The organism is Stenotrophomonas sp. CFBP8994, from assembly GCF_034044835.1.
Taxonomy (GTDB): domain Bacteria; phylum Pseudomonadota; class Gammaproteobacteria; order Xanthomonadales; family Xanthomonadaceae; genus Stenotrophomonas; species Stenotrophomonas rhizophila_A.
Map to the genome: position 1 here is coordinate 123,738 of NZ_JAXCWT010000003.1, position 25,004 is coordinate 148,741.

Sequence of the window (25,004 nt, forward strand, 5' to 3'; positions counted from 1 at the left end):
AATTTAACCCTGCGTGAGGATTCGTTGACCGGCCCGGGCGCAGCATGGCCCCATCGTTTCCAGACCGGGAGATCGCCATGCGTTGTACCCGTCGCAGACTGCTCGGCATGGGCGCCATCGGCGCCGCGGCCGGCCTGTTCGGTTTGACCGCCTGCAGTGGCTCGGCCCCCGCCGCACCCGCACCCACGCGCCGCTTCGAGGTGATGCGCACCGATGCGCAGTGGCGCGAACAGCTCAGCCCGGCGCAGTACGCCGTACTGCGCCGGCAAAGCACCGAGCGCCCCTTCAGCAGCCCACTCAACAAGGAACACCGGCGCGGCACCTTCACCTGTGCCGGGTGCGCGCTGCCGTTGTTCTCCTCGTCCACCAAGTTCGACAGCGGCACCGGCTGGCCCAGCTTCTGGGCGCCGCTGCACGATGCCGTCGGCGAGGACCGCGACACCACCTTGGGCATGCTGCGCGTGGAAGCGCATTGCCGGCGCTGTGGTGGCCACCTGGGCCATGTGTTCGATGACGGCCCACGCCCGACCGGGCTGCGTTACTGCATGAACGGCGTGGCGATGAACTTCGTCGCCGCTGACGAAGAGACACGCGTGCGGATACCCAACCGCACGTAATGCCGATGAAGCAGCCGGGCAGGACCCGGCGCTACCCCGATAAGGAACGTTCGATGATTCTGCTTGTACTTGCCTACCTGGGCGGTGTGTTGACCATTCTCAGCCCGTGCATCCTGCCGGTGCTGCCGTTCGTGTTTGCGCGTTCGGACCGCCCGTTCCTGCGCAGTGGCCTGCCGCTGCTGATCGGCATGGCGCTGATGTTCGCGGTGGTGGCCAGCCTGGCGGCGGTGGGCAGCCAGTGGGTGGCGCAGGCCAACCAGATCGGGCGCTGGATCGCGTTGGTGGTGATGGCGCTGTTCGCGCTCGCGCTGCTGTGGCCGGCGCTGGCCGACCGCCTGCTGTCGCCGTTCCAGCGGCTGGGCGCACGGCTCAGTGCGTCAGCAGACAAGGCCACCGACGCCGGGCGCGGCGGGGTGGGCACCTCGCTGCTGATCGGCGTGGCCACCGGCCTGCTGTGGGCACCGTGCGCCGGCCCGATTCTTGGGCTGATCCTCACCGGCGCTGCCCTGCAGGGTGCCAGCGTGGGCACCAGCGGGCTGCTGCTGGCGTATGCACTGGGCGCGGCCACCTCGCTGGCACTGGCGATCTGGATTGGCGGGCGTGTGTTCACCGCGCTCAAGCGGCGGCTGGGCGCGGGCGAGTGGATCCGCCGCGCGCTGGGCGTGGCCGCGCTGCTGGCGGTGGTGGCCATTGCGATGGGCTGGGACACCGGCGTGCTCACCCGGTTGTCGTCGGTCAGCACCGCGCGGCTGGAACAGGGCCTGCTCGATACCCTGCCCGGCCAGACGCCTGACGCCGGCCCGGCGATGATGATGCGCGCCGCCGATGCACCGGCCGGTGCCGAGCTGCCGGTGGAAGGCACCCTGCCTTCGCTGGACGGTGCCACCGGCTGGCTCAACAGCCCGCCACTGACCGCCGAAGGCCTGCGCGGCAAGGTGGTGCTGGTCGATTTCTGGACCTATTCCTGCATCAACTGCCTGCGCGCCCTGCCCTACGTGCGGGAGTGGGAACAGCGTTACCGCGACCAGGGCCTGGTGGTGATCGGCGTGCATGCCCCGGAGTTCGCCTTCGAGCGCAACCTGGGCAACGTGCAGCGTGCGGTGAAGGAACTGAGGATCGACTACCCGGTGGCGATCGACAATGAGTTCGCGATCTGGCGCGGCTTCAACAACCGCTATTGGCCGGCGCATTACTTCATCGACGCGCAGGGCCGCATCCGTGCGCACCACTTCGGCGAAGGCAACTACGCGCAGTCCGAACGGATCATCCGCCAGCTGCTGCGCGAAGCCGGTGCCACGCTGCCCGAGGAGCCCGCACAGGCCATGGCGATGGCCGCCAGTGCGCCGCGCGCGGGCGTGGAACTGCAGGCCGACATGTCCAACCTCAAGTCGCCGGAGACGTACCTCGGGTACTCGCGCGCGGAAAACTTCGCCTCGCCGGACGGCCAGCGCCGCGACGCACCCGCCGATTACACGCTGCCGTCGACGTTCGCGTTGAACCAGTGGGCCCTGTCCGGGCGCTGGACGGTGGGTAACGAAGACGCGCAACTGCAACGCGCCGGCGGTCGCATCGCGTTCCGCTTCCACGCCCGCGACCTGCACCTGGTGCTGGCACCGGGTGCGGACGGCAAGCCGGTGCGGTTCCGGGTGCGCATCGACGGCCAACCGCCCGGCGCCTCGGCCGGTGGCGATGCCAGCGCCGATGGCAGCGGCACGGTCACCGAGCACCGCCTGTACCAGCTGGTCCGCCAGTCCGGCGACGTTGGCGAACGCACGTTCGAGATCGAGTTCCTCGATCCGGGGGTGCACGCCTATGCCTTCACCTTCGGTTGAACCAGGAGAACCCCATGCGCGTTTCCTTCGACAAACTGGTGGCCGGCGGCATTGCCGCCGCCGTTGCTGCGCTGACCATCAGTGCGGTGGTCAGCCTGGACCGCCCCGCACATGCCGCGCCGGCCGAAGCGGTGGTGGCGGTGCCGGCACCGGCGGGTGCGGCCGATCCGAAGCTGCCCGGCAAGCGCGCGCAGGTGGTGTTCGCCGGCGGCTGCTTCTGGGGCGTGCAGGGCGTGTTCCAGCACATCAAGGGCGTGGACAACGCGGTCTCCGGCTACATCGGTGGGCGCCCGGCCGACGCAAACTATTCGCGCGTCAGTAGCGGTGGCACCGGCCATGCCGAAGCCGTGCAGGTCACCTACGACCCCAGCCAGGTGAGCTACGGCCAGTTGATGCAGGTGTTCTTCTCGGTGGCGCACGATCCCACCCAGCTCAACCGCCAGGGGCCGGACCGCGGCACGCAGTACCGTTCGGCGGTGTTCGCCGACGATGCCGCGCAGCGCGATGCCACCCGCGCTTACATCGCGCAGCTGCAGAAGGCACGCGCGTATGCGGCGCCGGTGGTGACCACCGTGGACGGCGGCAAGCCGTTCGTTGCGGCCGAGGGCTACCACCAGAACTACCTGACGCTGCACCCGGAGTCGCTCTACATCCGCATCAACGACCAGCCCAAGGTGGCGGCGCTGCAGCGGATGTACCCGCAGCTGTACCGCGAGAAGCCGAGGCTGGTGTCGACCTTGTCGGCGAGGTAGCGGATGGGACGGCGGTAGAGGCCGACCGTTGGACGGTCTTCGCCGTGGGGACGCCAGGTTGCAAGGCGTCCAGGGTACAGCGCACCATGCTGGCGACCCTCATGGTTACAGATTCCATGGCCGCCAACCTCTACCAATCCCTGGCCGACGAACTGGCCGACGCCATCCACGGCGGCCGCCTGCAGCCGGTGCGCGCCTGCCGTCCCTGCGCGGCCTGGCCGCGCAGCGCCAGCTCAGCTTGAACACGGTCATCGCCGCCTACCGGCAGTTGGAGGATGCGGGGCTGGTGATGCCGCGGCCCAAGGCCGGGTTCGTGGTCAGCGCGCGCCTGCCCGAACCCACCCGCTCGCTGCGCCAGGCCCCGGCGCTGGCCACCACCCAGGCCCAGCAGCTGATGATGGCGCGCGTGCTGGAGGCGCAGCGGCAACCGGGCATCGTCGACCTGGCTTTCGCCGGTCCACGCGGCGAACGTTTCTACCCTGCCGCACGGCTGGCCCGTGCCACCGCACAGGTACTGCGGCGCACCCCGGCGATGGTGCGCACCTACGCACGCCCCAACGGGGCCAGGCGGCTGTTGGAGCAGATCGTGCGGCGCGGCCCGCGGCTGGGCCTGCACACCACGATGGAGCGGCTGGTGCTCACCCATGGCGCGATGGAAGCGCTGCAGCTGGCCCTGCGTGCGGTGACCCGGCCGGGCGATGCGGTCGGCATCGAAGCCCCCTCCTATTTCAACCTGTACCCATTGCTGGCCAACCTGGGCCTGAAGGCGATCGAGCTGCCCACCGACCCGCGCGAGGGGCTCGACGTGGATGCGGTGGAAGCGCAGCTGCAGGCAGGCGCACTCGCCGCCATTGTCGCCATGCCCAGCGTGCACAATCCGCTCGGCTGCACCCTGCCGGTAGCGGCCAAGCAGCGCCTGGCGGCACTGGTGAACCAGTACCAGGTACCGCTGATCGAAGATGCGGTCTATGCCGAACTGCAGTACCAGGAGCCGCTGGCGCCGTTGTTGAAGGCGTTCGACGAGGACGGTTGGGTGATGGTGGTCAACGGTTTTTCCAAGACGCTCGCACCGGATTACCGGATCGGCTGGCTCGATGGCGGGCGCTTCGCCGCCGACATCCAGCTGCTGAAGTTCCAGTCCACCGGCGCCGAATCGCAGCTGCTGGGCGAGGCGGTTGCCGCGTTCCTGGAAGCGGGCAGCTACGAACACCACCTGCGGGGGCTGCGCCGGCTGTACCGTGAGCAGGTCGGGCGCGTGCGTGCGCTGGTGGCCCAGCACTTCCCGCCCGGTACCCTGGCCACCCAGCCCAGCGGCGGTTTCCTGCTGTGGATCGAACTGCCGGCTGGCGTGGACAGCAGCGTGCTGTTCGAACAGGCGCTGGCCGAGGGCGTGGTGTTCATGCCCGGCCAGGTGTATTCGCGCGGCGCCCGCTACCGGCACTGCCTGCGGCTGTCGTGCTGCCAGGACCTGGACGCGCGCTACGTGGACGCCATTGCCAGCGTCGGCCGGCTGGCCACTGCCCTGCTGGCCCGCCACCTGCGCGGCTGACCCTCAGCCGAGCAGGTGGCGGGCCAGCTGCGCCGGATCGGCGCCCGGTGCGTACGGCAGCCGGCCCCAGAACGGCATCGGCAGGCGCGCGCGCAGCAGCGCCACGTTGTCGTCGATGCGCTCCATCTGCGGGTCCACCTCGTTGGCGATCCAGCCGATGCAGGTTGCACCGCTGGCGCTGATCGCCTGCGCGGTCAGCCGCGCGTGGTTGAGACAGCCCAGCCGCAGGCCCACCACCATCACCACCGGCAGCTGCAGCGCCTGCACCAGGTGCGACTGGTCCAGCGTGGCCGACAGCGGTGCCAGCCAGCCGCCCACGCCTTCCACCACCACGGTGTCGGCCTGCGCGCGCAGGCGGGCGAACGCCGCCTCGATCGGATCCAGTGACAGCGTCACCCCCGCCGCCTCGGCGGCCAGTTCCGGGGCCAGCGGCAGCGGCAGTGCGTAGGGGTTGAGGTCGGCATAGGCCGGGGCCGGGTCGCTGGCGGCCAGCAGCGCCGTGGCATCCTCGTTGCGCAGGCCGTCGGCGGTCTGCTCGCAGCCGCTGGCCACCGGCTTCATGCCCACCGCGTGGTACCCGCGTTGGCGCAGCGCGTGCAGCAGGGCGCAGCTGCTGAAGGTCTTGCCGATGCCGGTATCGGTACCGGTGACGTAGAACGCGGCAGGCGGGGCGGAAAGCGATGACATGGCCGGACCGATGAACAGGGGGGCCCATTATCAGCGTTCCGCTGCCGGTGGGTCCGGCCGCCGGCCGCGCTTGCTAGACTGCGGCCATGTTCGATACTTCCACGCTCACCGGCAGCAAGCCGGAACAGTACGGCCAGCTGCTGGCCCAGGCCCGTGCCCTGGTGCACGGTGAACGCGACCGCATTGCCAATGCCGCCAACCTGTCAGCGCTGGTCTACCACGCACTGCCGCAGCTGAACTGGGTGGGTTTCTACCTGTTTGATGGCACTGAACTGGTGGTCGGCCCGTTCCAGGGCCTGCCGGCCTGCGTGCGCATTCCGCTGGACAAGGGTGTGTGCGGCGCGGCCGCCTCGCAGCGGGTAACCCAACGCATCGAGGACGTGGACGCCTTCCCCGGCCACATCGCCTGTGATTCGGCCTCGCGCTCGGAACTGGTGGTGCCGCTGGTCCAGGGCGACACCCTGATCGGGGTGTTCGACCTGGACAGCCCGGTGCTGGCCCGTTTCGATGCCGACGACCAGGCCGGGCTGGAAGCCATCGCCGCGGTGTTCGTCGAGGCCCTGGGATGAGCACCAAGCTGCGCAACATCGGCCCCAAGAGCGCGGCCTGGCTGCGCCAGGTCGGTCTGCGCACTGCCGAAGACCTGGCCGCGGCCGGGTCGGTGGGCGCGTTCGTGAAAGTACGCCGCGCCGGCTTCAAACCGAGCCTCAACCTGCTCTACTCGCTCGAAGGCGCGCTGCAGGACTGCCACTGGCAGGAACTGCCCGAAGCGCGCCGCGCCGAGCTGGTGGCCGAATACGACGCGATCATCGCCGACAAGCCGCTGAAGAAGGCACCGCCGGCCTCGGGCCCGGTGTATGACCGCACCGTGGCCAACGATGACGATGACGATGCCGACGGCGGCGACGCCCCGTTCGACACCGACGACGACCGCTAGGGCGACGCCTGCTGCAACTCCAGTAGCTCCCCCCAAAGCTCCCCATCGTCCCGCTCCACCCGCAGCTGCAGCCGCGTACCGTGGTCGATGCGCAGCGCCCAGCACATCGCCATCGGCAGCCCGCACACCTGCGACAGCACCATCCGCAACGGGCCGCCATGGCTGACCACCAGCGTTGGCACCGGCTCGGGCTCATCCAGCAGCCGATGCAATGCGCGCGCGATGCGGCGCTCGAAATGCCCCCAGCTTTCACCATGCGGCGGCGGGTTCGCATGCGGGTCGAGGTGGAACGCCTGCAGCGCCTGCATCGGCAGCGCCTGCAGCGGCTGGCCGTCCCAGTCGCCGAAATCCAGCTCCTCCCACTCCTCGTCCGCGATCACCTCCAACCCGCGCGGCAGCGCCAACGCAGCGGCGGTGTCCAGCGCACGCCGGCGCGGTGAACTCAGCACGCGCTGCCAGTGCAGGTCGGCATGGCGTGCGCAGATCAGATCGATGCCCTGCACGTCCAGCGGCGGATCGGTACGCCCATCCAGGTGGTCGTCGCGGCCAGTGGCCGCGTGCCGGATCAGGTCCAGGATCATAGGGACTGCAACCACGTCAAAAAGCGAGGCGCATTCTAACCGCTGGCGTCGCACCGCCCCTGCCGGCAGTGCGCCGGCGGCCGGGCTTTGCTCTACACTGCGCCCACTTTCAGGTGACCTGCGGCGCAAGCCGGCAGGTTGAAACGGGAAGCCGGTGACGCAACAGGTCCTGCCTGCTGCCATTCCGGCGCTGCCCCCGCAACGGTAAGCGTGGAAGCCAGGCAACATGCCACTGTGCGCAAGCATGGGAAGGCGCCTGGCGCGATGGTCCGCCATCGGCCCGCGAGCCCGGAGACCGGCCTGGAAGACGACTGGTTGCGATGCGGCGGGCATGGCGGCGGCAAGCGGCGCCGTACCTGCGCCCGCCCACCGTCCCTGCCCCCGTTGACCGCCTCCCACAACCTTGCCGCGCGGGCGTGCGCGGTGTTTGGAGTCAACGATGAAGCTGCAGATCCGCCTTCTTTCCCTGGCCGTACTCTCGGCGCTGCCCGGTATGGCCGCCGCACAGGACGATGCCACCGCACTGGACCAGGTGCTGGTGACCGCCACGCGCACCCCGATTGCCCTGCAGGACAGCATCTCGCCGGCGCAGGTGATCGACCGCGCCGAAATCGAGCGCAGCCAGGCGCCGTCGCTGCAGGACCTGCTGCGCGGCCGCGCCGGCATCAACCTCAACAACAGCGGCGGCCTGGGCAAGCAGAGCTCGCTGTTCCTGCGCGGCACCAATTCGGCCCACACCCTGGTGCTGGTCGATGGCGTGCGCATCAACACCGGCGACCTTGGCCTGGCCATGCTGCAGGACCTGCCGCTGGCGCAGATCGAACGCGTGGAAATCGTGCGCGGCCCGCAGTCCAGCCTGTACGGCGCGGATGCGATCGGCGGCGTGATCCAGATCTTCACCCGCCGCAATGCCGGCGCCTTCGCCCCCCACCTGCAACTGGGCGGCGGCAGCAACGGCCTGCGCGAAGCCAGCGGCGGCTTCGGTGGCACCGGCGCGCGCGGCTGGTTCGGCACGGACATCGCCTACCAGCACACCGACGGGATCAATTCCTGCAACGGTGATCCGGTCACCTTCGCCGGCTGCGGCGCCAACGAACCCGACCGCGACGGGTACCGCAACCTGTCGATGAGCCTGCGCGGCGGCTACACGCTGACCGACAGCCTGAGCGTGGAAGGCACCGCGCTGCGCGCCGAAGGCGAGAACCACTACGACGGCTACTACAACTACTCCGAAACCCTGCAGCAGGTGCTGGGCGGCAAGGTCCGCTACACGCCGAGCGAGCGCTTCACCCTGACCGCCAACGTCGGCCGTGCCGACAACGAGTCGGACAACTACAACGACGATACCTGGCTGGGCGCCGCGCAGACCCACCGCGACAGCGCCTCGGTGCAGGCCGACGTGGGCATCGCCGACGGCCAGCTGCTCAGCGCCGGCGTGGACTGGAGCCAGGACAACCTGGACGGCAGCAGCGCGGGCTATCTGGTCGACAGCCGCGACAACACCGGCGTGTTCGTGCAGTACCAGGGCCGCTTCGGCGCGCACCACCTGCAGGCCAGCGTGCGCAACGACGACAACGAACAGTTCGGCAACCACACCACCGGCAGCCTGGGCTGGGGCATGGAACTGGGCAGTGGCTTCCGCCTCAATGCCAGCTACGGCACCGCGTTCAAGGCACCGACCTTCAGTGACCTGTATGACCCGTGGAGCGGCGTGCCCGGGCTGGATCCCGAGAAATCCAAGAGCGCCAACCTCGGCATCGCCCAGCAGGGCGACAGCTGGCGCTGGGGCCTGGATGTGTATGAAACCCGCATCGATGACCTGATCACCTACGACGCCACCACCTTCATGATGTCGCAGGTGGAAAAGGCGCGGATCCGTGGCGCCGAGCTGACCGGCTCAATGACCGTGGCCGGCTTTGACCTCAGCGCACAGCTCAGCCACACCGACCCGCGCAACCGCACCGACGGCAGCGCCCAATTCGACAACTGGCTGGCCCGCCGCGCGCAGGACACCGCACGCCTGGATATCGACCGCCGCTTCGGAAACTTCCGCGCAGGCGTCACCGCCTTCGGTGCCGGCAAGCGCTACGACAACGCCGACAACAGCGTGCGCCTGGCCGGGTATGGCACCGTGGACCTGCGCCTGGAATACGCGATCAGCCGCGACTGGTCGGTGCTGGGCCGGGTCAGCAACGTGTTCGACCGCGATTACGAAACGGTGGCCTGGTACAACCAGCCGGGCCGCGAGTACCGCCTGAGCGTGCGTTACCAGCCGAAGTAAACCGGCGTTGGCCGGCATCGCAAGGTGCCGGCCAACGGCCGGCGCTACCGGGTGCACGAGCACGGCTCGGCGTCACCGCCGCACTACGAGCACGGTACGGCGTCACGACCGCTCCACGAGCACGGTACGGCGTCACGGCCGCTCCACGAGCACGGTACGGCGTCACGGCCGCTCCACGAGCACGGTACGGCGTCACGGCCGCTCCACGAGCACGGTAGGTGCCGACCGTTGGTCGGCACGACGCCACGACCGCGCTACAACCCGGGCAACGCCCGCAGGTCGTCCACCACCGCCACCGCGTCCACCGTCGCCAGGTCCAACCCGCGCGGATACCCGTAACGCACCAGCGCTACCGGCATGCCCGCATCCACCGCGGCGCGATAGTCGGTGATCGAATCCCCCACCATCAAGGCGGCCGTGGGGGCCACCCCGAACGCAGCGGCGATATGCCGCAGCGGCACGCCGCTGGGCTTGCGCTCAGGCAACGAATCGCCGCCCAGTACCATTGCGAAGAAGTCCTGCACGCCCAGGTGGGCGAGCAGCGGCGCGACCATGGCCGACGGCTTGTTGGTGCAGATGGCAAGGGTCACATTACGCGAGCGCAACGCTTCCAGCGCCGGTACCACGCCGTCGTACAGCCGCGGGCTGCGCAGCAGGCACGCTTCGTAGTGCCGCATGAAACCGGGCATCACCCGATCCAGATCGATGTCGCTGCGGTCCGCGGTGAAGGCCTGCTCGACAAGGCGGCGCACGCCATCACCGATCCAGGTCAGCACGGTAGCTTCGGGCACGCGCGACAGCTGCCAGCCTTCCAGCGTGCGGTTGAGCGCCTCGGCGATATCGGCCGCGCTGTCGACCAGCGTGCCGTCCAGATCAAAAATCACCAGCGGGTAAGGATAGGACAAGGCAAGGATCGCTTCTGAACATGGGGGACCACCGATTGTAGAGCCACGCCCTGCGACGCTGCGTGCAGCCCGGCACCGCGAAGACACGCATGGCGTGTCCCACGCGAAGCCAGATCGAGGCGCGTCAGATCCGCGCCAGGAACTCCTCCCCCGCAAACCGTTCCACCAGGAAATCCAGAAAGCTGCGCATCACCGCCGGCAACTGCCGCCGCGACGCATAGACCGCATGGATGCCCATCTCCTCCACCTGGTACTCCGGCAACACCTCCACCAGCGCACCCGAACGCAGCAGCGGCGCGATCTGGTACGTCGGCAACATCGCAATCCCCGCCCCCGCCCGCACCGCCTCCAGCAACAGCGACGCCTCGTTGGCACTGATGTTGCCGCCCACCGCCACCGAAATCGCACGCCCCTGCCGCTGCAACTGCCACACGCTTTTACCCACGTAGTGATGGGTAAGGCAGTTATGCCCCGCCAACCCGTCGGCACTTACCGGCGTGCCCCGCTCGGCCAGATACGAAGGCGCCGCGCACAACACCGACCGGCACGGCGCCAGCCACCGCGCGATCAGGCTCGGATCAATCGCCCGCGAAATCCGCACCGCCACATCCACCCGCTCCTCCACCAGGTTCACCACCCGGTCCACCAGCAACAGCTCCACCCGCGTCAACGGATGCCGCCGCACGAACTCCGCCACCGCCGCCGCCAGGTGCAGCTGCCCGAACGACACACTCGCCGTCACCCGCAACACCCCATGCGGCTCCGGGTTGTCGCTGGCCACCTCGCCCTGCAGCTCATCGCCGATGGCCAGCATCTGCCGGAACCGCAGCAGCGCCGCCTCCCCCGGCCCGGTCAGGCTGATCCGCCGCGTGGTCCGGTGCAGCAGCCGCGCCCCCAGCCACGTTTCCACCTCCGCCAGGTACCGCGTCACCATCGCCCGCGACATATCCAGCGCATCCGCCGCCGCCGTCAGGCTGCCGCGCTCGGCCACCTCCACGAACACCTGCATTGCCGTAAGCCGGTCCATTTGATCGATCCGCGCAACAAATTAGGCCGTTATACGCGGTTTTTCGTCCGCTTTCAGGCGCATATGCTGGCCTTCCTCCCACAACGGACCCTGCCCCATGAAGATCGCCCTCGTCGGTGCCACCGGCAACATCGGCCGTGAAATCACCCGCCAGGCCCTGGCCCGTGGCCATCAGGTCACCGCCATCGTCCGTCGCGACAGCGGCCTGCCCGCCGAACTCGACGGCGCCCAGCTCGCCGTCGCCGCCCTCGACGACACCGACGCCCTGGCCGCCGTCATCGCCGGCCACGACGTCCTCGCCAGCGCCTTCGGCCCGCGTCCCGGCGATGACCCGTCCACCGTCACCACCGTCACCGCCGAACTGGTCAAGGCCGCCCGCCAGGCCGGCGTCCCGCGCTTCCTGATGGTCGGCGGCGCCGGCACCCTCGAAGTCGCCCCGGGCGTGCAGCTGGTCGACACCGAAGGCTTCCCCGATGCGTACAAGCCCGTTGCACTCGCCGCGCGCCAGGCGTTCAACCTTCTGCAGAAGGTGGATGACCTCGACTGGACGTTCTATTCGCCGGCGGCTGAAATCGGCCCGGGGCCGCAGAAGGGTGGTTTCCGCACCCAGGCCAAGCAGTTCCTGGTCGGCGCCGACGGGCACAGCCGGATCAGTTACGCCGATTACGCCGATGCGTTCGTGAGCGAGATCGAGAAGCCGCAGTACGTGCGGACGATTGCGACCGTGGCGTATTGATCGAGAGTGGTGATGCGCGGCGTGTGGTGATTTTCATGCCCCACCGCGCGTTGCATTGCCATCGGCGGTCGATTGGGATGCGACCCTACCGTCGTCCCACCGACCTGAGGACAGTGCCTTCAAGTTCCCGCGGTCGGTTGCCATGCGCAGTTGCTCCCGCTGTTCATTGAGTGCCAGCCCAGCTTGGGCGGGCCGGCGGGGGCGGGTTGGCGGGACTGTAGAAAACATGGATGTTTTCTACAAGCCCCCATGGGTGAAGGCGCACTGCTTGCGAGGCACTGCCTCGCGTGCGACTGAACGCACAACCGCTGGCGGTTGGGCCGGGGCCCGGAGGGCGGTTCACGGCGTGTCCCGCCAACCCGCACCCGCCGGCCCGCTACCCGGAGCAGTGAAGCGTCGCAGTTGCTGTTGCTGTTGCTTCATTCAAACAACCCCATCTGGCTCACTGGTTCGCGTTCGCGGAACCCGCCCAAGCCAACCCCCACCAACCGATACCGCGTCTCCGCCGGCAGATCCACGCGCGCGCGCAACGCAAGCGCGATATCGCGCAGCTCCTCCAGCGTTTCCGGCGGCGATTCCGGCGTGAAACTGCGCGTGATGATCCGGAACTGCGACGTCTTCAACTTCAGCACCACCGTGTGCCCCACCCGGTCCGTCTTCCGCGTTGCGTTCCACGTCTTGCCCGCAAGCTCCACGATCGCCGGCTCCAGCGCCTCCAGCGGCAGATCCTCCGCGAACGTATCCTCCGACGAAATCGACTGCACCGGCTGGTCCGGCTCCACCGGACGCTCATCGATACCACGCGCACGCCGGTACAGACTCGCCCCGAAACTGCCGAAGCGCCCTTCCAGCTCCTCCAGCCGCAACCCACGCAGATCGCCTACCGTCACGATCCCAAGCTCCGACAGCTTGCCCTCCATCACCTTGCCCACCCCCGGCACCCGCTTCACCGGCAGCGGCATCAGGAACTGATCGATCCGGTGCGGCGGCACCACGAACTGCCCGTCCGGCTTGCGCCAATCCGACGCGATTTTCGCCAGGAACTTGTTCGGCGCGATCCCCGCCGACGCCGTCAACTGCGTCTCCTCCCGGATCTGCGCGCGGATCAGCGCCGCGATCTCCGTCGCCACCGTCATCCCGCCCTTGTGCACCGTCACATCCAGGTACGCCTCATCCAGCGACAACGGCTCCACCAGATCCGTATGCCGCAGGAAAATCTCCCGCACCTGGCGCGACACCGCCTTGTAGCGCACGAAATCCGGCGGCACGAACACCGCATCCGGACACAGCCGCTCCGCCCGCATCGCCGGCATCGCCGAACGGATCCCGAACACCCGCGCCTCGTACGACGCCGCGCACACCACCGAACGCGCCCCCTTCCACGCCACCACCACCGGCAGCCCCCGCAGCGACGGATTGTCGCGCTGCTCCACCGACGCGTAAAACGCGTCCATGTCGACGTGGATGATCTTGCGTTGTGCGGACACGGCGGAAGCTCAAGGGCCCAAGCGGCGGGAATAGATGAACAAGATTACAGCCACACGCCTGAGTATGGTCTTTTCATAACAACAACATGCGTTTTTCAAGCTGAAAACACTACGCCGGCGTACGGTTAAAACGTTTGATTGAATGGAAATTACTCTGCACTCTTGGGTGCTTTCAACGGCAACAAACCGCCGCCCTCCATCTTCAGGATTGCGTTTTCCATGACTCGTCTCAACGCGTTCTCGCGCGAACAGCTGCTGGCCAGTGCCCGTGGCGAACTGTTCGGGCCGGGCAGCGGTCGCCTGCCCAATGACCCGATGCTGATGTTCGATCGCATCACCGACATCCGCGATGACGGCGGTCCACACGGCAAAGGCTACGTGCGCGCGGAACTGGATATCCGCCCCGACCTGTGGTTCTTCGGCTGCCATTTCATCGGCGACCCGGTGATGCCCGGTTGCCTCGGCCTGGACGCAATGTGGCAGCTCACCGGCTTCTACCTCACCTGGCTGGGCGCGCCCGGCCGTGGCCGCGCACTCGGCTGCGGTGAAGTGAAGTTCACCGGCCAGGTGCTGCCCGACGCAAAGCGTGTCACCTACGAAATCGACATCACCCGCGTCATCAACCGCAAGCTGGTCATGGCGCAGTCCGATGCCCGCATGCTGGTCGACGGTCGCGAAATCTATACCGCCAAAGACCTCCGCGTAGGTCTGTTCACTTCCACCGAGAACTTCTGATGCGTCGCGTCGTCATTACCGGAATGGGCATCACCTCGTGCCTGGGCAACGATCTGGACACCGTCTCCACCGCACTGCGTGAAGGCCGCGCCGGCATCCGCAACCTTCCCGACCACGCCGACGCCGGCCTGCGCAGCCACGTGGGCGGCAACATCGAACTGGACCTGGACGCGCAGATCGACCGCAAGCTCAAGCGCTTCATGAGCGATGCCTCGGCCTACGCCTACATCGCCATGCGCGACGCCATCGCCGATGCCGGCCTGGACGAAGCGCAGGTGGTCAACCCGCGCACCGGCCTGATTGCAGGCTCCGGCGGTGGCTCCAGCCAGTGGCAGGTCGAATCGGCCGACATCCTGCGCGCGCGTGGCGTGCGCAAGGTCGGCCCGTACATGGTGCCGCGCACGATGTGCTCCACCGTCTCGGCCTGCCTGGCCACCGCCTTCCAGATCAAGGGCCTGAGCTACTCGCTGTCCGCTGCCTGCGCAACCTCCGCGCACTGCATCGGCGCCGCCGCCGACCTGATCCGGCATGGCGCGCAGGACGTGATGTTCGCCGGTGGCGGTGAAGACCTGCACTGGTCGATGAGCGTCATGTTCGATGCGATGGGCGCGCTGTCCACCCGCTTCAACGACACCCCGGCCACCGCATCGCGCCCGTACGACAAGGACCGCGACGGCTTCGTCATCGCCGGTGGCGGCGGCATGCTGGTGCTGGAAGACTACGACCACGCCGTGGCACGCGGTGCACGCATCTATGCCGAACTGGTGGGCTACGGCGTCACCTCCGACGGTGCCGACATGGTCGCCCCGTCCGGTGAAGGCGCGGTGCGCTGCATGAACATGGCCATGCAGAACCTCAGCGGCCCGATCGACTACCTCAACACGCACGGCACCTCGACTCCCCTGGGCGATGTCACCGAGTTGAAGGCGGTGCGCGAAGTGTTCGGCGAATCGATTCCGCCGCTGTCGTCGACCAAGGCGCTGTCGGGCCATTCGCTGGGTGCGGCCAGCGTGCACGAAGCGATCTACTGCCTGCTGATGATGCGCGATGGTTTCATTGCCGGTTCGGCCAACATCGGCGAACTGGACCCGGCCGTGGAAGGTTTCCCGATCGTGCGCGAGAGCCAGGACAAGCAGTTGAACACGGTGATGTCCAACAGCTTCGGCTTCGGCGGCACCAACGCAGCGCTGGTGTTCGGGCGGGTGTGATTCCGCGCGGCATCGACATGAAAAACCCGGCCACGTGCCGGGTTTTTTTGTTGGTTTACGGGCGGAATAATGCGGAAATCCGCATGGAATGCTGGGTGAAATTCCGCGTGGAATGCCACATGGAATTCCGCGTGGTATGACGGGTGGAATGCCGGATGGAATGACGGGCGGAATTCCCGGTAGAGCCGACTGTTAGTCGGCTGCCTTTGGCGGGGTCTATGATCGCGCTTCGCGCTTAGCCGACTAACAGTCGGCTCTACCCTTCGGCTCTACCCTTCGGCTCTACCCTTCGGCTCTACCCTTCGGTTTTACCCTTCGGTTCCACCCTTCGGCTTTACCGTCGCTTTGCAGCAGCGGCAGCAGCAGTGCGTGGGCGTCGGTGAGCGATTCCACGATGCGATGGCCGAGCGCGCGCAGGTCGGCATCCGGATGTACCAGGTCCGGCACCTGGATCGCGGTCATGCCGGCGCCTACCGCCGCGCGGATGCCGGCCGGCGAGTCTTCCAGCGCCAGGCAGCGCGCGGGATCCTTGCCCAGTTTCCGCGCCGCCAGCAGGTAGATGTCCGGCGCCGGCTTCGGGTGGGCCACGTCGCTGCTGGTGACCACGTGGTCGAAGTAACCCAGCAAACCCGCCGCCGCCAGTTTGCGCGACGCGCGCGGCTCGCGCGTGGACGTCGCCACCGCTCGCGGCAGGGCGTGTGCCTGCAGCAGCTGCAGCAGCGCCAGTATGCCGGGACGCAGCGGCAGCCCCTGCTGGGTGCGCGCTTCATACAGGTCGTGGCAGCGCGCATACAGCGCGGCCACCTGCCCGGCATCGATGTGGCGCAGCAGCCGCTGTTCGCAGTCACGGTCGCCCAATCCGACCATGCCCAGCCAGAAGTCATCGGCGAACGGCAGCTGCAGTTCCCGTGCGGCCTGCGACCAGCACGCAATGGACACCCGCTCGCTGTCGATCATCAGGCCATCCATGTCGAAGATGACCGCTTCGGGCAGGAACGGCAGTGCGGCGATGGCGGTCATGACGCGTCGGTGAGATGCCCGGTGAACAGCGTTTCCAGGTCCGCCGCATCGAGCATGCGCCACTCGCCCTCGGGCAGGTCGCCCAGCGACAGCCCGCCGATGCGGCTGCGGTGCAGTGCCTGCACGTGGTTGCCCACCGCCGCGAACATGCGCCGGGCCTGGTGGTAGCGGCCCTCGTGCAGCACCAGTTCGGCCTCGCGCGCCGAGCGCACGTGCAGTTCGGCCGGCAGCAGCGGCTTGTCGTCCGCTTCCAGCATCAGCGCGCCGCTGGCGAAACGTGCCACCTCGTCACCGCGCAGGTCTTCGGCCACGGTGACCTGGTAGGCCTTGTCCAGCCGCGACTTGGGCGACACGATCCGGTGCAGCAGGGCGCCGTCGTCGGTCATCAGCAGCAGGCCACTGGTGTCGCGGTCCAGCCGGCCCACCGACGAGAGCACCGGCGAACGCTCGCGGAAGCGCGGCGGCAACAGGTCGTAGATCAGCCGGCCTTTGTCCTTGGTCGAACAGGTGTAGTCACGCGGCTTGTGCAGCATCAGGGTCAGCCCCTGCGGCGGATCCAGCGGCTCCCCCTCGACCCGGATCGCTTCGTGGGCGACCTGGTCATCGGCGTACAGCACCTCGCCGTCCGCATCGGTGATGAGCCCCTCGCGGAACATGCCCTGCACCTGCTTGCGGCTGCCGTAACCCAGGTTGGCCAGCAGTTTCACCAGCTTCATGCGCGGCCCCCGCGGCCCCACTTCGGCTCGTCGCTGCGCGGGGCCCTGGCGGGGGTGGGGCTCTTGCTGGCCTTGGTCGCCTCGATCAGCTTGAAGCCGTCGCGTTCTGCAGCCACGCGCACCTGGCCGAAGCTTTCGTTGAGGATCTGCTCGTACGGCAGGTGGCGGTTGGCCACCAGCCACATCCGCCCGCCCGGGCGCAGCGCCTGCGCGGCCACGGCGATGAAGCGCTGGCCGATGTCCGGGCGGTCGGCACGCGAGGGAGTGTGGAACGGCGGGTTGGTGACGATGAAGTCGTACTGCGCCTCGATGCCGGCGGTGACGTCCTGCCAGTGGAAGCCCAGCTTGGCCGGCTTGCCCAGTGCCTCCAGATTGACCCTGGCCAGCGCCAGCGCGCGGCCTTCGGCCTCGAACAGGTCCAGCGCGCTCACCTGCGGGCAGCGCTGCAGCACTTCGCTGGACAGGTAGCCGAAGCCGGCCCCCAGGTCCGCGCCGCGGCCGGCCAGGTCGGCCGGCAGCTGTTCCACCAGCAGCGCCGAGGCCGGGTCGATGCGGTCCCAGGCGAAGATGCCCGGGCGGCTCTGGAAGCGCCCGCCCAGGATCGCGCGCGGCGCGTCCAGCGCAGCCCAGCGCTGGGCCAGGGCCGCGTCATGCTGGCCATCCAACGGCGCGGTCCAGTACACCCGGCAGTGGTTCTTGGTCATCTTGCCGCCCAGCCCGGCCAGCTGCTGCAGGTCGCCTTCGCCGGAGCGGGCGCCTTCGTTGTTGTGCTGGCAGGCCACCACGATGCCGCCCGGGGCGGCCAGCGCCAGTGCGCGGGCAAACAGCGCGCGGGCTTCTTCACGCTGGCGCGGCGGCAGCACCAGCACCAGCGCGTAGCGGGTGGTGTCATCGGCCAGCTGCTGCTCGTCGCGCACGGTCCAGCCGCTGGCTTCCAGCGCATCGGCGAACGGGCGGAAGCTCTGCTCGCAGACCAGCTGGCCCGGCTGGGCGTGCTCGCGCAGCGGCCAGCCATCGCGGGCACGCAGGAACAGCACCGGCCCGGACGGCCAGGTCAGCGCGCCGCCGAACGGCAGGAACAGGGTTTCCAGGGGGGCGTCGTGCTGGGCAGCCATGGGGGCACATCTTGAAAAGAGACCGCCATTCTACCGTTTCGGCCGATCGGCCCCGTTCGGCGGCCGATTTGCGTTTATTCAACGCTGCCTTGATGCCATGGCAACATGCCGTCGGTCAGGGTGAAGGCTCATTCGCAACGGAGGTAGCTCATGCGCGCATTGTTCGTCGGTGGCGTGGTCGACAACAGCGAAATGGATCTGGAGGGCGCACAGCCGCCGGTGCACTACCCCGAGGACACCGGTGGTGGGCATTCGAGGTACCGGTTGCACCAGGTGGGCAAGCAGGCCGATGGCGCCGTGGCCTATGCGGTGTACGGCGCGCCCGACATGGCCGATGACGAAGTCGCCCGGATTGCGGATGAGCGCGCCTATGCGCGCCGCTTCGAAGCTGAGCCGGAAGTCTTCACGCATTGAGGAAAGGCGCGTGCCGGGCAGGGCCCGGCACGGCCCGGAGGGTCATTCCACCGGGGGCAGGTGGCGGATCGCGCTGATCTCATCCAGCCACAGCACATGCTGCTGCACCGGGGCATCCAGATCATCCAGGCGCAGTTGGCCGTTGCTGCCTTCGTTCTCTTCCGCATCGCGGTACTGCTGCACCGTGGGCTGTACCGCCACAGTGCCGAGCAGGCGGCGGCCGTCTTTCAGCGTGACTTCGACCTGGGTCTGGCCTTTGAGCTGGGGCAGCAACGCCTCGAGCTGGGCGATGTCGGCCGGGTTCGTGTGGATGCGGGGGGCGATGCGGGACATGCGGTTCCTTTGATTCAATTCCGTCCGGCCAGGACGCTGCGTACTGCGGTGACCAGCTGGGCGACCGAATAGGGTTTGGCCACGTGTTCCTGGAAGCCCGATGCCAGCGCGCGCTTGCGGTCGTCGGCACGGGCCAGCGCGGTCACCGCCACGATCGGCAACGCGTTGGCATCAAGCCCGAAGTCCTGGCGCAGCGCACTCACCAGCCCATACCCGTCCATGCCCGGCATGCCGATGTCGGTCAGCAGCACATCCACCGCCTCATGCCCGCCAGCATCCAGCAGTGCCAATGCTTCGCCGGCCGAAGCCGCCGCGGTGACCTGCGCGCCCTGCTCTTCCAGCAGCCGGCGCAGGTATTCCAGCACTTCGGGTTGGTCTTCCACCGCCAGCAGGCGCAGGCCCTTGAGCGGGTACGGCTCGATCAGCTGTTCGCGGATCGGGCCACTGAACACTTCGCGCAGCGGCCGGCCATCGGCCTGGGGCTGGTAGCGCGGCAGCTGCACGGTGAATTCCGCACCCTGCCCCTGGCCTTCGCTGTTGGCCGTGACCGTGCCGCCGTGCAGTTCCACCAGCTGCTGCACGATCGCCAGGCCCAGGCCCAGCCCGCCATGGCGGCGGGTGGTGGTGCCATCGGCCTGGCGGAAGCGGCTGAACAGATGGCGCAGGAACTCCGGCGCAATGCCGTCGCCCGAATCGGCCACAGTCACTGTCCAGTGATCACCGTCGGTGGCCAGGGTGACCGTGACCGAGCCGGCGGCGGGGGTGAACTTGATGGCGTTGCTGAGCAGGTTCCACAGCACCTGCTGCAGGCGCGTGGCATCGCCCAGCACCAGCGCCGGTTCGTCAGGCATGACCAGCCGGGTTTCCAGCGCCTTGCCTTCGGCTACCAGTTCCTGGGCGCGCATGGCCTCGGTGAGCTGGACGCGCAGATCCAGTACTTCCACCTCCAGCTGCACCTTGCCCAGCAGCATGCTGCTCAGGTCCAGCATGTCCGAGATCAGCCGCTTCTGCGCCATGGCGCTGTTGGCGATCACGCCCAGCCCCTTGAACAGCGGGCTGGTGCTGTCCACGCGCTGCAGCAGCAGCTCGCTCCAACCCAGGATGGTGGTCAGCGGCGTGCGCAGCTCGTGCGAGAGCGTGGCCAGGAATTCGTCCTTCAGCCGCGCCATGCTTTCAGCGGCATTGCGCGCGGCGCGCTCGGACTGCAGCAGCTCTTCGCGCGCCATTTCGATTTCGCGGCGGTCGGTAACGTCGGTGCTGCTGCCGGCCAGGCCGATGAACCGGCCCATGCGCGAGAAGCGTGGCTGGGCGCTCATTTCCAGCCAACGCCACTGGCCATCGGCGCGCAGCCCGCGCACGAGCACCTGCATGGAGCGCTGCGCCTTGATCGCGGCCTGCAGCTCGTAATCGAACACGGACACATCGTCGGGGTGGACCAGGCCGCGCCAGACATCTTCCGGCACGCGCTGTTCGTCACCACCGAAGAATTCGCTGAAGGCGCTGTTGACGAAGCGCGCATGCGCGCGTTCGTCCAGCACCCACACGGGCATGGGCAGGCCATCGGCCAGCGCGCTGAAACGCGCCTCGCTTTCGGCCAGCTCCACTTCGATCTGCTTGCGGTTGGTGATGTCGAAGAAGAGCACAGCGACGCGATGTTCGTGCGGCTCGCCTACCCGCATCGCCTCGACCGCATACCAGCGGCCCAGCGCGCGTGCTTCCAGCTCGAACTGCTGGGAGCGCCCGGTCAGGGCGATCTGGCCGTACACCCGGTACCACTCCGGCTCGTGGGTCGGCTGCAGTTCGCTCATCAGCCGGCCGGAGGCCTGGTTCAAGCCGGTGTTGCGCTCGAAGGCATCGTTGACTTCCAGGAAACGGTAGTCGACCCCCACGCCGTCTTCGATCATCACCTCGATGATGCAGAAGCCAGCGCTGAGGCCTTCCAGCACGCTGCGGTGCAAGGAAGGATCGGACGCCGAAGGCACGTACGGGGCGCGTTCCAGGGTTGAGGCGGGCAGGCTGGGCAAGGGCGTCAAGAGGGGCAACTGGTGGAACGGAGGGAGACAGCATCTTCCAGAGCGCGTATTCGTAGCGTCAAGCGCCCCCTGCCGGTTTGACGTAAGTGAATTGCCGGCTACCGGTAATCCTGCCTGCCGTTTCTGGCAATTGTCCCGCTGGCGGATCAGGATCACACTCAGTACCGACCTTCTTCCGCCGCTCCGACCGAGGCAACGCCATGAACCGCAAACCCTTGCTGGCTGGTGCTCTGGGCTGTCTGCTGCTGCTTGTCGGCAGCGCGTCGGCCGCCCCGCGCACCGTCACCGACCCCAAGGCGCCCCGTGCGCTCACCGGCGAAAGCCCGGTCCAGGTGAAGTGGACGGACCCGGCCCAGTTCACTGAAATCCGCAGCAGCACCAACCGGTTCGAGGCCCAAAGCGGCAACTGGGTGCAGCAGCTTGCCGATTACCTGCGCAGCAGCGCCAGCAAGCGCCTGCCCCCGGGCCAGACCCTGGACGTGGAGATCACCGACATCAAGCGGGCCGGCGAGTTCGAGCCGCAGAACGGCCCGCGCGGCAATGACGTGCGGATCATGCGCAACATCTATCCGCCGCGGATGACCCTGACCTTCACCCTGCGCGACGCCACCGGTGGGGTGGTCCGCCAAGGCGAGGAGAAGCTGATCGACATGAACTACCTGGGCAACACTGGCCTGCTCAGCAACAACGACCCGCTGCGCTATGAGAAGCGGATGATCGACGACTGGCTGCGGCGCCTGCTGCCGCCTACGCGCCGCTGAGCACCCGCGCCACGCGTTTGACCGCACACGGCAGCTGGTAGGCGCTGACCTTGCACAGCGGGGCCAGCACGTGCAGGCGCGGGGCATCGCCCCACAGCGTCACGGTGCTGCCCACCCCGGCCTGCGGCAGGTCGGTCAGGTCCACGGTGAGCATGTCCATCGAGACCCGGCCGATCAGGTGGCCGGGCTGGCCATCGATCTGGACCGGGGTGCCGTTCGGCGCGAACTGCGGGTAGCCATCGGCATACCCCAGCGCCACCACGCCCACGCGGGTGGGGCGTTCGGCCACGAAGCGGGCGCCGTAGCCGACCGGTTCGCCCGAAGCGATCTCACGGACCGCGAAGATCTTCGACTGCATGGTCATCACCGGGCGCAGGCGCTCGGTGAAGGCATTGTGCTTCTGCAACGGATTGGCCCCGTACAGCATCAGGCCCGGGCGCACCCAATCGCTGCGCACGTCCGGCCAGCCCAGCAGCGCCGGTGAATTGCACAGGCTGGTTTCGCCGGCCAGGCCGTCGATGGTGGCGGCGAACAGGTCCGCCTGCTCACGCGTACGCGGGCTGTCCAGTTCGTCGGCGCGGGCCATGTGGCTCATCAGCACCATCGGTGCCACCTGCGGAAGCGCCGACAGCCGCGCGTGCGCGGCGCGGAAATCTTCGGGCGACAGGCCCAGGCGGTGCATGCCGCTGTCCAGCTTCAACCAGATCTGCAGCGTGGCGTCGGTCTGGAACGCTTCCACCGCGTCCACCTGCCACGGCGCGGCCACCGCGAACCACAGGCTGTGCTGCACGATCAGCGGCAGCTCGTCGGCGTCGAAGAACCCTTCCAGCAGCAGGATCGGCGAGGTGATGCCGGCCGCGCGCAGTTCCAGCGCCTCTTCAATGCAGGCTACCCCGAACGCATCGGCTTCGCCGTCCAGCGCGCGCGCGCAGGCCACCGCGCCGTGGCCATAGGCATCGGCTTTTACCGCGGCCAGAGTCTTGCGGCCGCCGCCCAGTTCACGGGCCAGGCGGAAGTTGGAGCGCAACGCCTCCAGGTCAATCAACGCGCGGGCTGGGCGCATGCATTCGGTTCACTGTGTTGGACGGACGCGGCGTGGTGGCCGCCATAACGGAAGATATCCAGGCCTTCGGTGCTGATCTGCGGCTGGCGCGCGCTCATCAGGTCGGCCAGATAGCGGCCCGAGCCGCAGGCCATGGTCCAGCCCAGCGTGCCGTGGCCGGTGTTGAGGAACAGGTTGCGGTACGGGGTGGCGCCGATCACCGGCGTGCCATCCGGGGTGGCCGGGCGCAGCCCGGTCCAGAATTCGGCGCGCGACAGGTCGCCGCCATCCGGGTACAGGTCGCCCACCACCTTTTCCAGGGTGGCGCGGCGGCGCGGCGACAGCGACAGGTCGAACCCGCCCACTTCGGCCATGCCGCCCACGCGGATGCGGTCGTCGAAACGGGTCACCGCCACCTTGTAGCTCTCGTCCAGGATGGTCGAGGTCGGCGCCATCGCCGCGTTGGTGATCGGCAGGGTCAGCGAGTAGCCCTTCAGCGGGTACACCGGCAGGTGCATGCCCAGCGGGGCCACCAGCGACGGCGAATAGCTGCCCAGCGCCACCACGTAGCGGTCGGCGGTTTCGACCTTGCCGTCGATGCGCACGCCGGTGATGCGGTCGCCGTCGGTTTCCAGCCCGGCGATGTCCTGGTCGAAGCGGAATTCCACCCCCGCATCCATCGCCATCTGCGCCAGGCGGCGGGTGAACAGCTGGCAGTCGCCGGTCTGGTCGCGCGGCAGCCACAGCGCGCCCACCAGCTTGTCGGCCACGCTGGCCAGCGCCGGTTCGTGGGCGATGATGCCGGCGCGGTCCAGCACTTCATACGGCACGCCGTACTGGGCCAGCACTTCGATGTCCTGCGCCGAGGCATCCAGCTGCTGCTGGGTGCGGAACAGCTGGGTGGTGCCCAGGTCGCGGCCTTCAAACGCAATGCCGGTCTGCGCACGCAGCTCGTTGAGGCAGTCGCGGCTGTATTCGGACATGCGCACCATGCGCGCCTTGTTGATGGCGTAGCGCTCGTGCGTGCAGTTGCGCAGCATCTGCGCCAGCCACCGGTACTGGTTCAGGTCCAGCCCGGGGCGGATCGCCAGCGGTGCGTGTTCGGAGAACAGCCACTTCACCGCCTTCAGCGGCACGCCCGGGGCGGCCCACGGCGAGGTATAGCCGAACGACAGCTGGCCGGCATTGGCGAAGCTGGTTTCCAGCGCCGGGCCGGGCTGGCGGTCCACCACCGTGACTTCAAACCCGGCCTGCCGCAGGTACCAGGCACTGGTCGTGCCGATTACCCCACTGCCTAGGACTAGAACGCGCATGAGACCTCTCCAACCCGATCATTCCCTGCACTGGAGCGTGCCGGGACCATAATTGAGGAAGTATATTCCGGCCAAACCAAGCAATTTTGCTGTTTTTGGCGCCTCAGGCAGGATATTGTCCCGCCAACACCACTGAGAGGCTGACGCCATGGCCGCCCGTTCCCGCGAGCTGGACAAGATCGACCGCAAGATCCTGCGCATCCTGCAGGAGGAGGGGCGCATTTCCTTCACCGAACTGGGCGAGCGCGTCGGGCTGTCCACCACCCCCTGCACCGAGCGGGTGCGCCGGCTGGAGCGCGATGGCGCCATCACCGGCTATTACGCACGGCTGGACCCGCAGTACCTCAAGGCCAGCCTGCTGGTGTTCGTGGAGATCAGCCTGGCCTACAAATCCGGCGACATCTTCGAGGAGTTCCGCCGCGCGGCGCTGAAGCTGCCCAACGTACTGGAATGCCACCTGGTCTCGGGCGATTTCGATTACCTGCTCAAGGCGCGCATCAGCGAAATGGCTTCCTACCGCAAGCTGCTGGGCAGCACCCTGTTGACCCTGCCGCACGTGCGCGAATCCAAGAGCTACATCGTGATGGAAGAGGTCAAGGAAACGCTGACCCTCCCGATTCCGGACTGAGCCGCCCAGGACCGCCCCTCGCAAACGCAAAAGGCGGCGCGCTTGCGCGCACCGCCTGTGTAGCTGCCGACCAGAGGCATCAACGCTGCTGTTTCTGGTCCTGGTGGCGCTGGTCCTGCTGTTTGCCACCCTTCTGGTTCTGCTGATCCCATTGCTGCTGGTTCTGCTGGCCGGATTTCTGGTTCTGCTGGCCCTGCTGTTCCTGCGGCATCTTGCCGGGATTGCCCTTCTGCTGATTAGCCATAACTGCACCTTCTGAGCTTGGGGATGCGCGTTGTTGCGGCGCACGTACAGA

25 protein-coding genes, 1 pseudogene and 1 riboswitch are annotated in these 25,004 nt (G+C 68.1%); of the genes and pseudogenes, 13 read left to right on the forward strand and 13 right to left on the reverse strand.

The genetic code is table 11. From position 1 onward, the window contains the following. Positions 1-77: 77 nt before the first annotated feature. The 4 genes and pseudogenes from msrB (at position 78) to SOM39_RS09035 (ending at position 4,750) form a co-directional block, all read left to right on the forward strand. Positions 78-617 carry a peptide-methionine (R)-S-oxide reductase MsrB gene (msrB, locus tag SOM39_RS09020; RefSeq protein ID WP_068849006.1) on the forward strand — a complete coding sequence of 180 codons (540 nt, stop codon included), beginning with the start codon at positions 78-80 and terminating at the stop codon, positions 615-617. A gap of 53 nt (positions 618-670) precedes the next feature. Beyond that, positions 671-2,449, forward strand: a complete 1,779-nt coding sequence (locus tag SOM39_RS09025) for a cytochrome c biogenesis protein DipZ (protein ID WP_320458144.1) — start codon at positions 671-673, stop codon at positions 2,447-2,449. 14 nt (positions 2,450-2,463) lie between these two features. Further along, on the forward strand, positions 2,464-3,201 hold the full coding sequence (msrA, locus tag SOM39_RS09030; RefSeq protein ID WP_320458145.1) for a peptide-methionine (S)-S-oxide reductase MsrA: 738 nt from the start codon (positions 2,464-2,466) through the stop codon (positions 3,199-3,201). 101 nt (positions 3,202-3,302) lie between these two features. Continuing rightward, positions 3,303-4,750 (forward strand): annotated as a pseudogene (locus SOM39_RS09035) (PLP-dependent aminotransferase family protein). Positions 4,751-4,753: 3 nt separating this feature from the next. Here SOM39_RS09035 and bioD read toward each other — a convergent pair. After that, complete coding sequence (gene bioD, locus SOM39_RS09040) at positions 4,754-5,437, reverse strand: dethiobiotin synthase (protein ID WP_320458146.1); 684 nt, start codon at positions 5,435-5,437, stop codon at positions 4,754-4,756. An 86-nt stretch (positions 5,438-5,523) separates the two neighbouring features. On the opposite strand from bioD, the gene SOM39_RS09045 reads away from it, so the two are divergent. Then, positions 5,524-6,006, forward strand: coding sequence for a GAF domain-containing protein (locus SOM39_RS09045; protein ID WP_093532903.1), 483 nt, complete (start codon positions 5,524-5,526; stop codon positions 6,004-6,006). Continuing rightward, the gene (locus SOM39_RS09050) at positions 6,003-6,374 is read left to right on the forward strand and encodes a TfoX/Sxy family protein (protein WP_320458147.1); all 372 of its coding nucleotides are present in this window, start codon (positions 6,003-6,005) and stop codon (positions 6,372-6,374) included. The genes SOM39_RS09045 and SOM39_RS09050 overlap by 4 nt, the downstream gene beginning before the upstream one ends. Here the strand turns inward: SOM39_RS09050 and SOM39_RS09055 are convergent. Further along, positions 6,371-6,955 carry a histidine phosphatase family protein gene (locus tag SOM39_RS09055; RefSeq protein WP_184124560.1) on the reverse strand — a complete coding sequence of 195 codons (585 nt, stop codon included), beginning with the start codon at positions 6,953-6,955 and terminating at the stop codon, positions 6,371-6,373. The genes SOM39_RS09050 and SOM39_RS09055 overlap by 4 nt on opposite strands. A gap of 94 nt (positions 6,956-7,049) precedes the next feature. Beyond that, a riboswitch (cobalamin riboswitch) is annotated at positions 7,050-7,273 on the forward strand. A 121-nt stretch (positions 7,274-7,394) separates the two neighbouring features. Here SOM39_RS09055 and btuB point away from each other — a divergent pair. After that, positions 7,395-9,236, forward strand: coding sequence for a TonB-dependent vitamin B12 receptor (gene btuB / locus SOM39_RS09060; protein ID WP_320458148.1), 1,842 nt, complete (start codon positions 7,395-7,397; stop codon positions 9,234-9,236). Between the two features lie 254 nt (positions 9,237-9,490). On the opposite strand, the gene gph is transcribed toward btuB, so the two are convergent. After that, positions 9,491-10,141 carry a phosphoglycolate phosphatase gene (gph, locus tag SOM39_RS09065; RefSeq protein ID WP_320458149.1) on the reverse strand — a complete coding sequence of 217 codons (651 nt, stop codon included), beginning with the start codon at positions 10,139-10,141 and terminating at the stop codon, positions 9,491-9,493. Between the two features lie 124 nt (positions 10,142-10,265). Next, positions 10,266-11,168: a LysR family transcriptional regulator gene (locus SOM39_RS09070; protein WP_320458150.1), complete on the reverse strand. Its 903-nt coding sequence runs from the start codon at positions 11,166-11,168 to the stop codon at positions 10,266-10,268. Positions 11,169-11,265: 97 nt separating this feature from the next. Between SOM39_RS09070 and SOM39_RS09075 the strand changes: the two genes are divergently transcribed. Then, positions 11,266-11,904, forward strand: a complete 639-nt coding sequence (locus SOM39_RS09075; RefSeq protein WP_320458151.1) for an NAD(P)-dependent oxidoreductase — start codon at positions 11,266-11,268, stop codon at positions 11,902-11,904. Between the two features lie 419 nt (positions 11,905-12,323). Here the strand turns inward: SOM39_RS09075 and dinB are convergent, their stop codons facing one another. After that, on the reverse strand, positions 12,324-13,391 hold the full coding sequence (gene dinB, locus SOM39_RS09080) for a DNA polymerase IV (RefSeq protein WP_320458152.1): 1,068 nt from the start codon (positions 13,389-13,391) through the stop codon (positions 12,324-12,326). Positions 13,392-13,610: 219 nt separating this feature from the next. Here dinB and fabA point away from each other — a divergent pair, with 219 nt between their 5' ends. After that, positions 13,611-14,126 carry a 3-hydroxyacyl-[acyl-carrier-protein] dehydratase FabA gene (gene fabA, locus SOM39_RS09085; protein ID WP_068854535.1) on the forward strand — a complete coding sequence of 172 codons (516 nt, stop codon included), beginning with the start codon at positions 13,611-13,613 and terminating at the stop codon, positions 14,124-14,126. Beyond that, positions 14,126-15,334: a beta-ketoacyl-ACP synthase I gene (gene fabB / locus SOM39_RS09090; RefSeq protein WP_068848982.1), complete on the forward strand. Its 1,209-nt coding sequence runs from the start codon at positions 14,126-14,128 to the stop codon at positions 15,332-15,334. Before fabA ends, fabB begins: the two co-directional genes overlap by 1 nt. A gap of 282 nt (positions 15,335-15,616) precedes the next feature. Here the strand turns inward: fabB and SOM39_RS09095 are convergent, their stop codons facing one another. Genes SOM39_RS09095 through SOM39_RS09105 form a run of 3 tightly spaced genes read right to left on the reverse strand, consistent with a single transcriptional unit; the run spans position 15,617 to position 18,185 of the window. After that, complete coding sequence (locus tag SOM39_RS09095) at positions 15,617-16,354, reverse strand: HAD family phosphatase (RefSeq protein WP_320458153.1); 738 nt, start codon at positions 16,352-16,354, stop codon at positions 15,617-15,619. Beyond that, the gene (locus SOM39_RS09100; RefSeq protein ID WP_068854534.1) at positions 16,351-17,070 is read right to left on the reverse strand and encodes a pseudouridine synthase; all 720 of its coding nucleotides are present in this window, start codon (positions 17,068-17,070) and stop codon (positions 16,351-16,353) included. Before SOM39_RS09100 ends, SOM39_RS09095 begins: the two co-directional genes overlap by 4 nt. Further along, the gene (locus SOM39_RS09105; protein WP_320458154.1) at positions 17,067-18,185 is read right to left on the reverse strand and encodes a class I SAM-dependent methyltransferase; all 1,119 of its coding nucleotides are present in this window, start codon (positions 18,183-18,185) and stop codon (positions 17,067-17,069) included. The genes SOM39_RS09100 and SOM39_RS09105 overlap by 4 nt, the downstream gene beginning before the upstream one ends. Before the next feature lie 150 nt (positions 18,186-18,335). Here SOM39_RS09105 and SOM39_RS09110 point away from each other — a divergent pair, with 150 nt between their 5' ends. After that, entirely contained in the window at positions 18,336-18,599 is a 264-nt protein-coding gene (locus SOM39_RS09110; RefSeq protein ID WP_068848976.1) for a hypothetical protein, read from the forward strand. Between the two features lie 42 nt (positions 18,600-18,641). Here SOM39_RS09110 and SOM39_RS09115 read toward each other — a convergent pair whose 3' ends face one another. Then, positions 18,642-18,932, reverse strand: a complete 291-nt coding sequence (locus tag SOM39_RS09115; RefSeq protein WP_320458155.1) for a DUF3247 family protein — start codon at positions 18,930-18,932, stop codon at positions 18,642-18,644. Between the two features lie 14 nt (positions 18,933-18,946). Then, positions 18,947-20,956, reverse strand: a complete 2,010-nt coding sequence (locus SOM39_RS09120) for an ATP-binding protein (protein WP_414715872.1) — start codon at positions 20,954-20,956, stop codon at positions 18,947-18,949. Between the two features lie 209 nt (positions 20,957-21,165). Between SOM39_RS09120 and SOM39_RS09125 the strand changes: the two genes are divergently transcribed. Then, positions 21,166-21,726, forward strand: a complete 561-nt coding sequence (locus SOM39_RS09125; RefSeq protein WP_217537925.1) for a DUF3016 domain-containing protein — start codon at positions 21,166-21,168, stop codon at positions 21,724-21,726. On the opposite strand, the gene alr is transcribed toward SOM39_RS09125, so the two are convergent. Both alr and SOM39_RS09135 read right to left on the reverse strand, forming a co-directional pair. Continuing rightward, positions 21,713-22,789: an alanine racemase gene (alr, locus tag SOM39_RS09130; protein ID WP_320458156.1), complete on the reverse strand. Its 1,077-nt coding sequence runs from the start codon at positions 22,787-22,789 to the stop codon at positions 21,713-21,715. The genes SOM39_RS09125 and alr overlap by 14 nt on opposite strands. After that, positions 22,768-24,081 carry a D-amino acid dehydrogenase gene (locus tag SOM39_RS09135; protein ID WP_217537926.1) on the reverse strand — a complete coding sequence of 438 codons (1,314 nt, stop codon included), beginning with the start codon at positions 24,079-24,081 and terminating at the stop codon, positions 22,768-22,770. The genes alr and SOM39_RS09135 overlap by 22 nt, the downstream gene beginning before the upstream one ends. A gap of 148 nt (positions 24,082-24,229) precedes the next feature. Between SOM39_RS09135 and SOM39_RS09140 the strand changes: the two genes are divergently transcribed. Beyond that, complete coding sequence (locus SOM39_RS09140; protein WP_070208992.1) at positions 24,230-24,709, forward strand: AsnC family transcriptional regulator; 480 nt, start codon at positions 24,230-24,232, stop codon at positions 24,707-24,709. A gap of 79 nt (positions 24,710-24,788) precedes the next feature. On the opposite strand, the gene SOM39_RS09145 is transcribed toward SOM39_RS09140, so the two are convergent. Further along, positions 24,789-24,953 carry a lana protein gene (locus tag SOM39_RS09145; RefSeq protein WP_068848964.1) on the reverse strand — a complete coding sequence of 55 codons (165 nt, stop codon included), beginning with the start codon at positions 24,951-24,953 and terminating at the stop codon, positions 24,789-24,791. Positions 24,954-25,004: the final 51 nt, after the last annotated feature.

Excerpts from the sequence above, each read along its gene's own strand:
- alr (WP_320458156.1), bottom strand. The coding sequence starts at position 22,789 with ATGCGCCCAGCCCGCGCGTTGATTGACCTGGAGGCGTTGCGCTCCAAC.
- SOM39_RS09125 (WP_217537925.1), top strand. The coding sequence starts at position 21,166 with ATGAACCGCAAACCCTTGCTGGCTGGTGCTCTGGGCTGTCTGCTGCTG.
- SOM39_RS09055 (WP_184124560.1), bottom strand. The coding sequence starts at position 6,955 with ATGATCCTGGACCTGATCCGGCACGCGGCCACTGGCCGCGACGACCAC.
- SOM39_RS09140 (WP_070208992.1), top strand. The coding sequence starts at position 24,230 with ATGGCCGCCCGTTCCCGCGAGCTGGACAAGATCGACCGCAAGATCCTG.
- SOM39_RS09115 (WP_320458155.1), bottom strand. The coding sequence starts at position 18,932 with ATGTCCCGCATCGCCCCCCGCATCCACACGAACCCGGCCGACATCGCC.
- fabA (WP_068854535.1), top strand. The coding sequence starts at position 13,611 with ATGACTCGTCTCAACGCGTTCTCGCGCGAACAGCTGCTGGCCAGTGCC.
- SOM39_RS09095 (WP_320458153.1), bottom strand. The coding sequence starts at position 16,354 with ATGACCGCCATCGCCGCACTGCCGTTCCTGCCCGAAGCGGTCATCTTC.
- SOM39_RS09025 (WP_320458144.1), top strand. The coding sequence starts at position 671 with ATGATTCTGCTTGTACTTGCCTACCTGGGCGGTGTGTTGACCATTCTC.
- SOM39_RS09110 (WP_068848976.1), top strand. The coding sequence starts at position 18,336 with ATGCGCGCATTGTTCGTCGGTGGCGTGGTCGACAACAGCGAAATGGAT.
- SOM39_RS09050 (WP_320458147.1), top strand. The coding sequence starts at position 6,003 with ATGAGCACCAAGCTGCGCAACATCGGCCCCAAGAGCGCGGCCTGGCTG.
- SOM39_RS09045 (WP_093532903.1), top strand. The coding sequence starts at position 5,524 with ATGTTCGATACTTCCACGCTCACCGGCAGCAAGCCGGAACAGTACGGC.
- msrA (WP_320458145.1), top strand. The coding sequence starts at position 2,464 with ATGCGCGTTTCCTTCGACAAACTGGTGGCCGGCGGCATTGCCGCCGCC.
- msrB (WP_068849006.1), top strand. The coding sequence starts at position 78 with ATGCGTTGTACCCGTCGCAGACTGCTCGGCATGGGCGCCATCGGCGCC.
- SOM39_RS09105 (WP_320458154.1), bottom strand. The coding sequence starts at position 18,185 with ATGGCTGCCCAGCACGACGCCCCCCTGGAAACCCTGTTCCTGCCGTTC.
- SOM39_RS09145 (WP_068848964.1), bottom strand. The coding sequence starts at position 24,953 with ATGGCTAATCAGCAGAAGGGCAATCCCGGCAAGATGCCGCAGGAACAG.
- SOM39_RS09100 (WP_068854534.1), bottom strand. The coding sequence starts at position 17,070 with ATGAAGCTGGTGAAACTGCTGGCCAACCTGGGTTACGGCAGCCGCAAG.
- SOM39_RS09075 (WP_320458151.1), top strand. The coding sequence starts at position 11,266 with ATGAAGATCGCCCTCGTCGGTGCCACCGGCAACATCGGCCGTGAAATC.
- SOM39_RS09135 (WP_217537926.1), bottom strand. The coding sequence starts at position 24,081 with ATGCGCGTTCTAGTCCTAGGCAGTGGGGTAATCGGCACGACCAGTGCC.
- bioD (WP_320458146.1), bottom strand. The coding sequence starts at position 5,437 with ATGTCATCGCTTTCCGCCCCGCCTGCCGCGTTCTACGTCACCGGTACC.
- fabB (WP_068848982.1), top strand. The coding sequence starts at position 14,126 with ATGCGTCGCGTCGTCATTACCGGAATGGGCATCACCTCGTGCCTGGGC.
- btuB (WP_320458148.1), top strand. The coding sequence starts at position 7,395 with ATGAAGCTGCAGATCCGCCTTCTTTCCCTGGCCGTACTCTCGGCGCTG.
- SOM39_RS09070 (WP_320458150.1), bottom strand. The coding sequence starts at position 11,168 with ATGGACCGGCTTACGGCAATGCAGGTGTTCGTGGAGGTGGCCGAGCGC.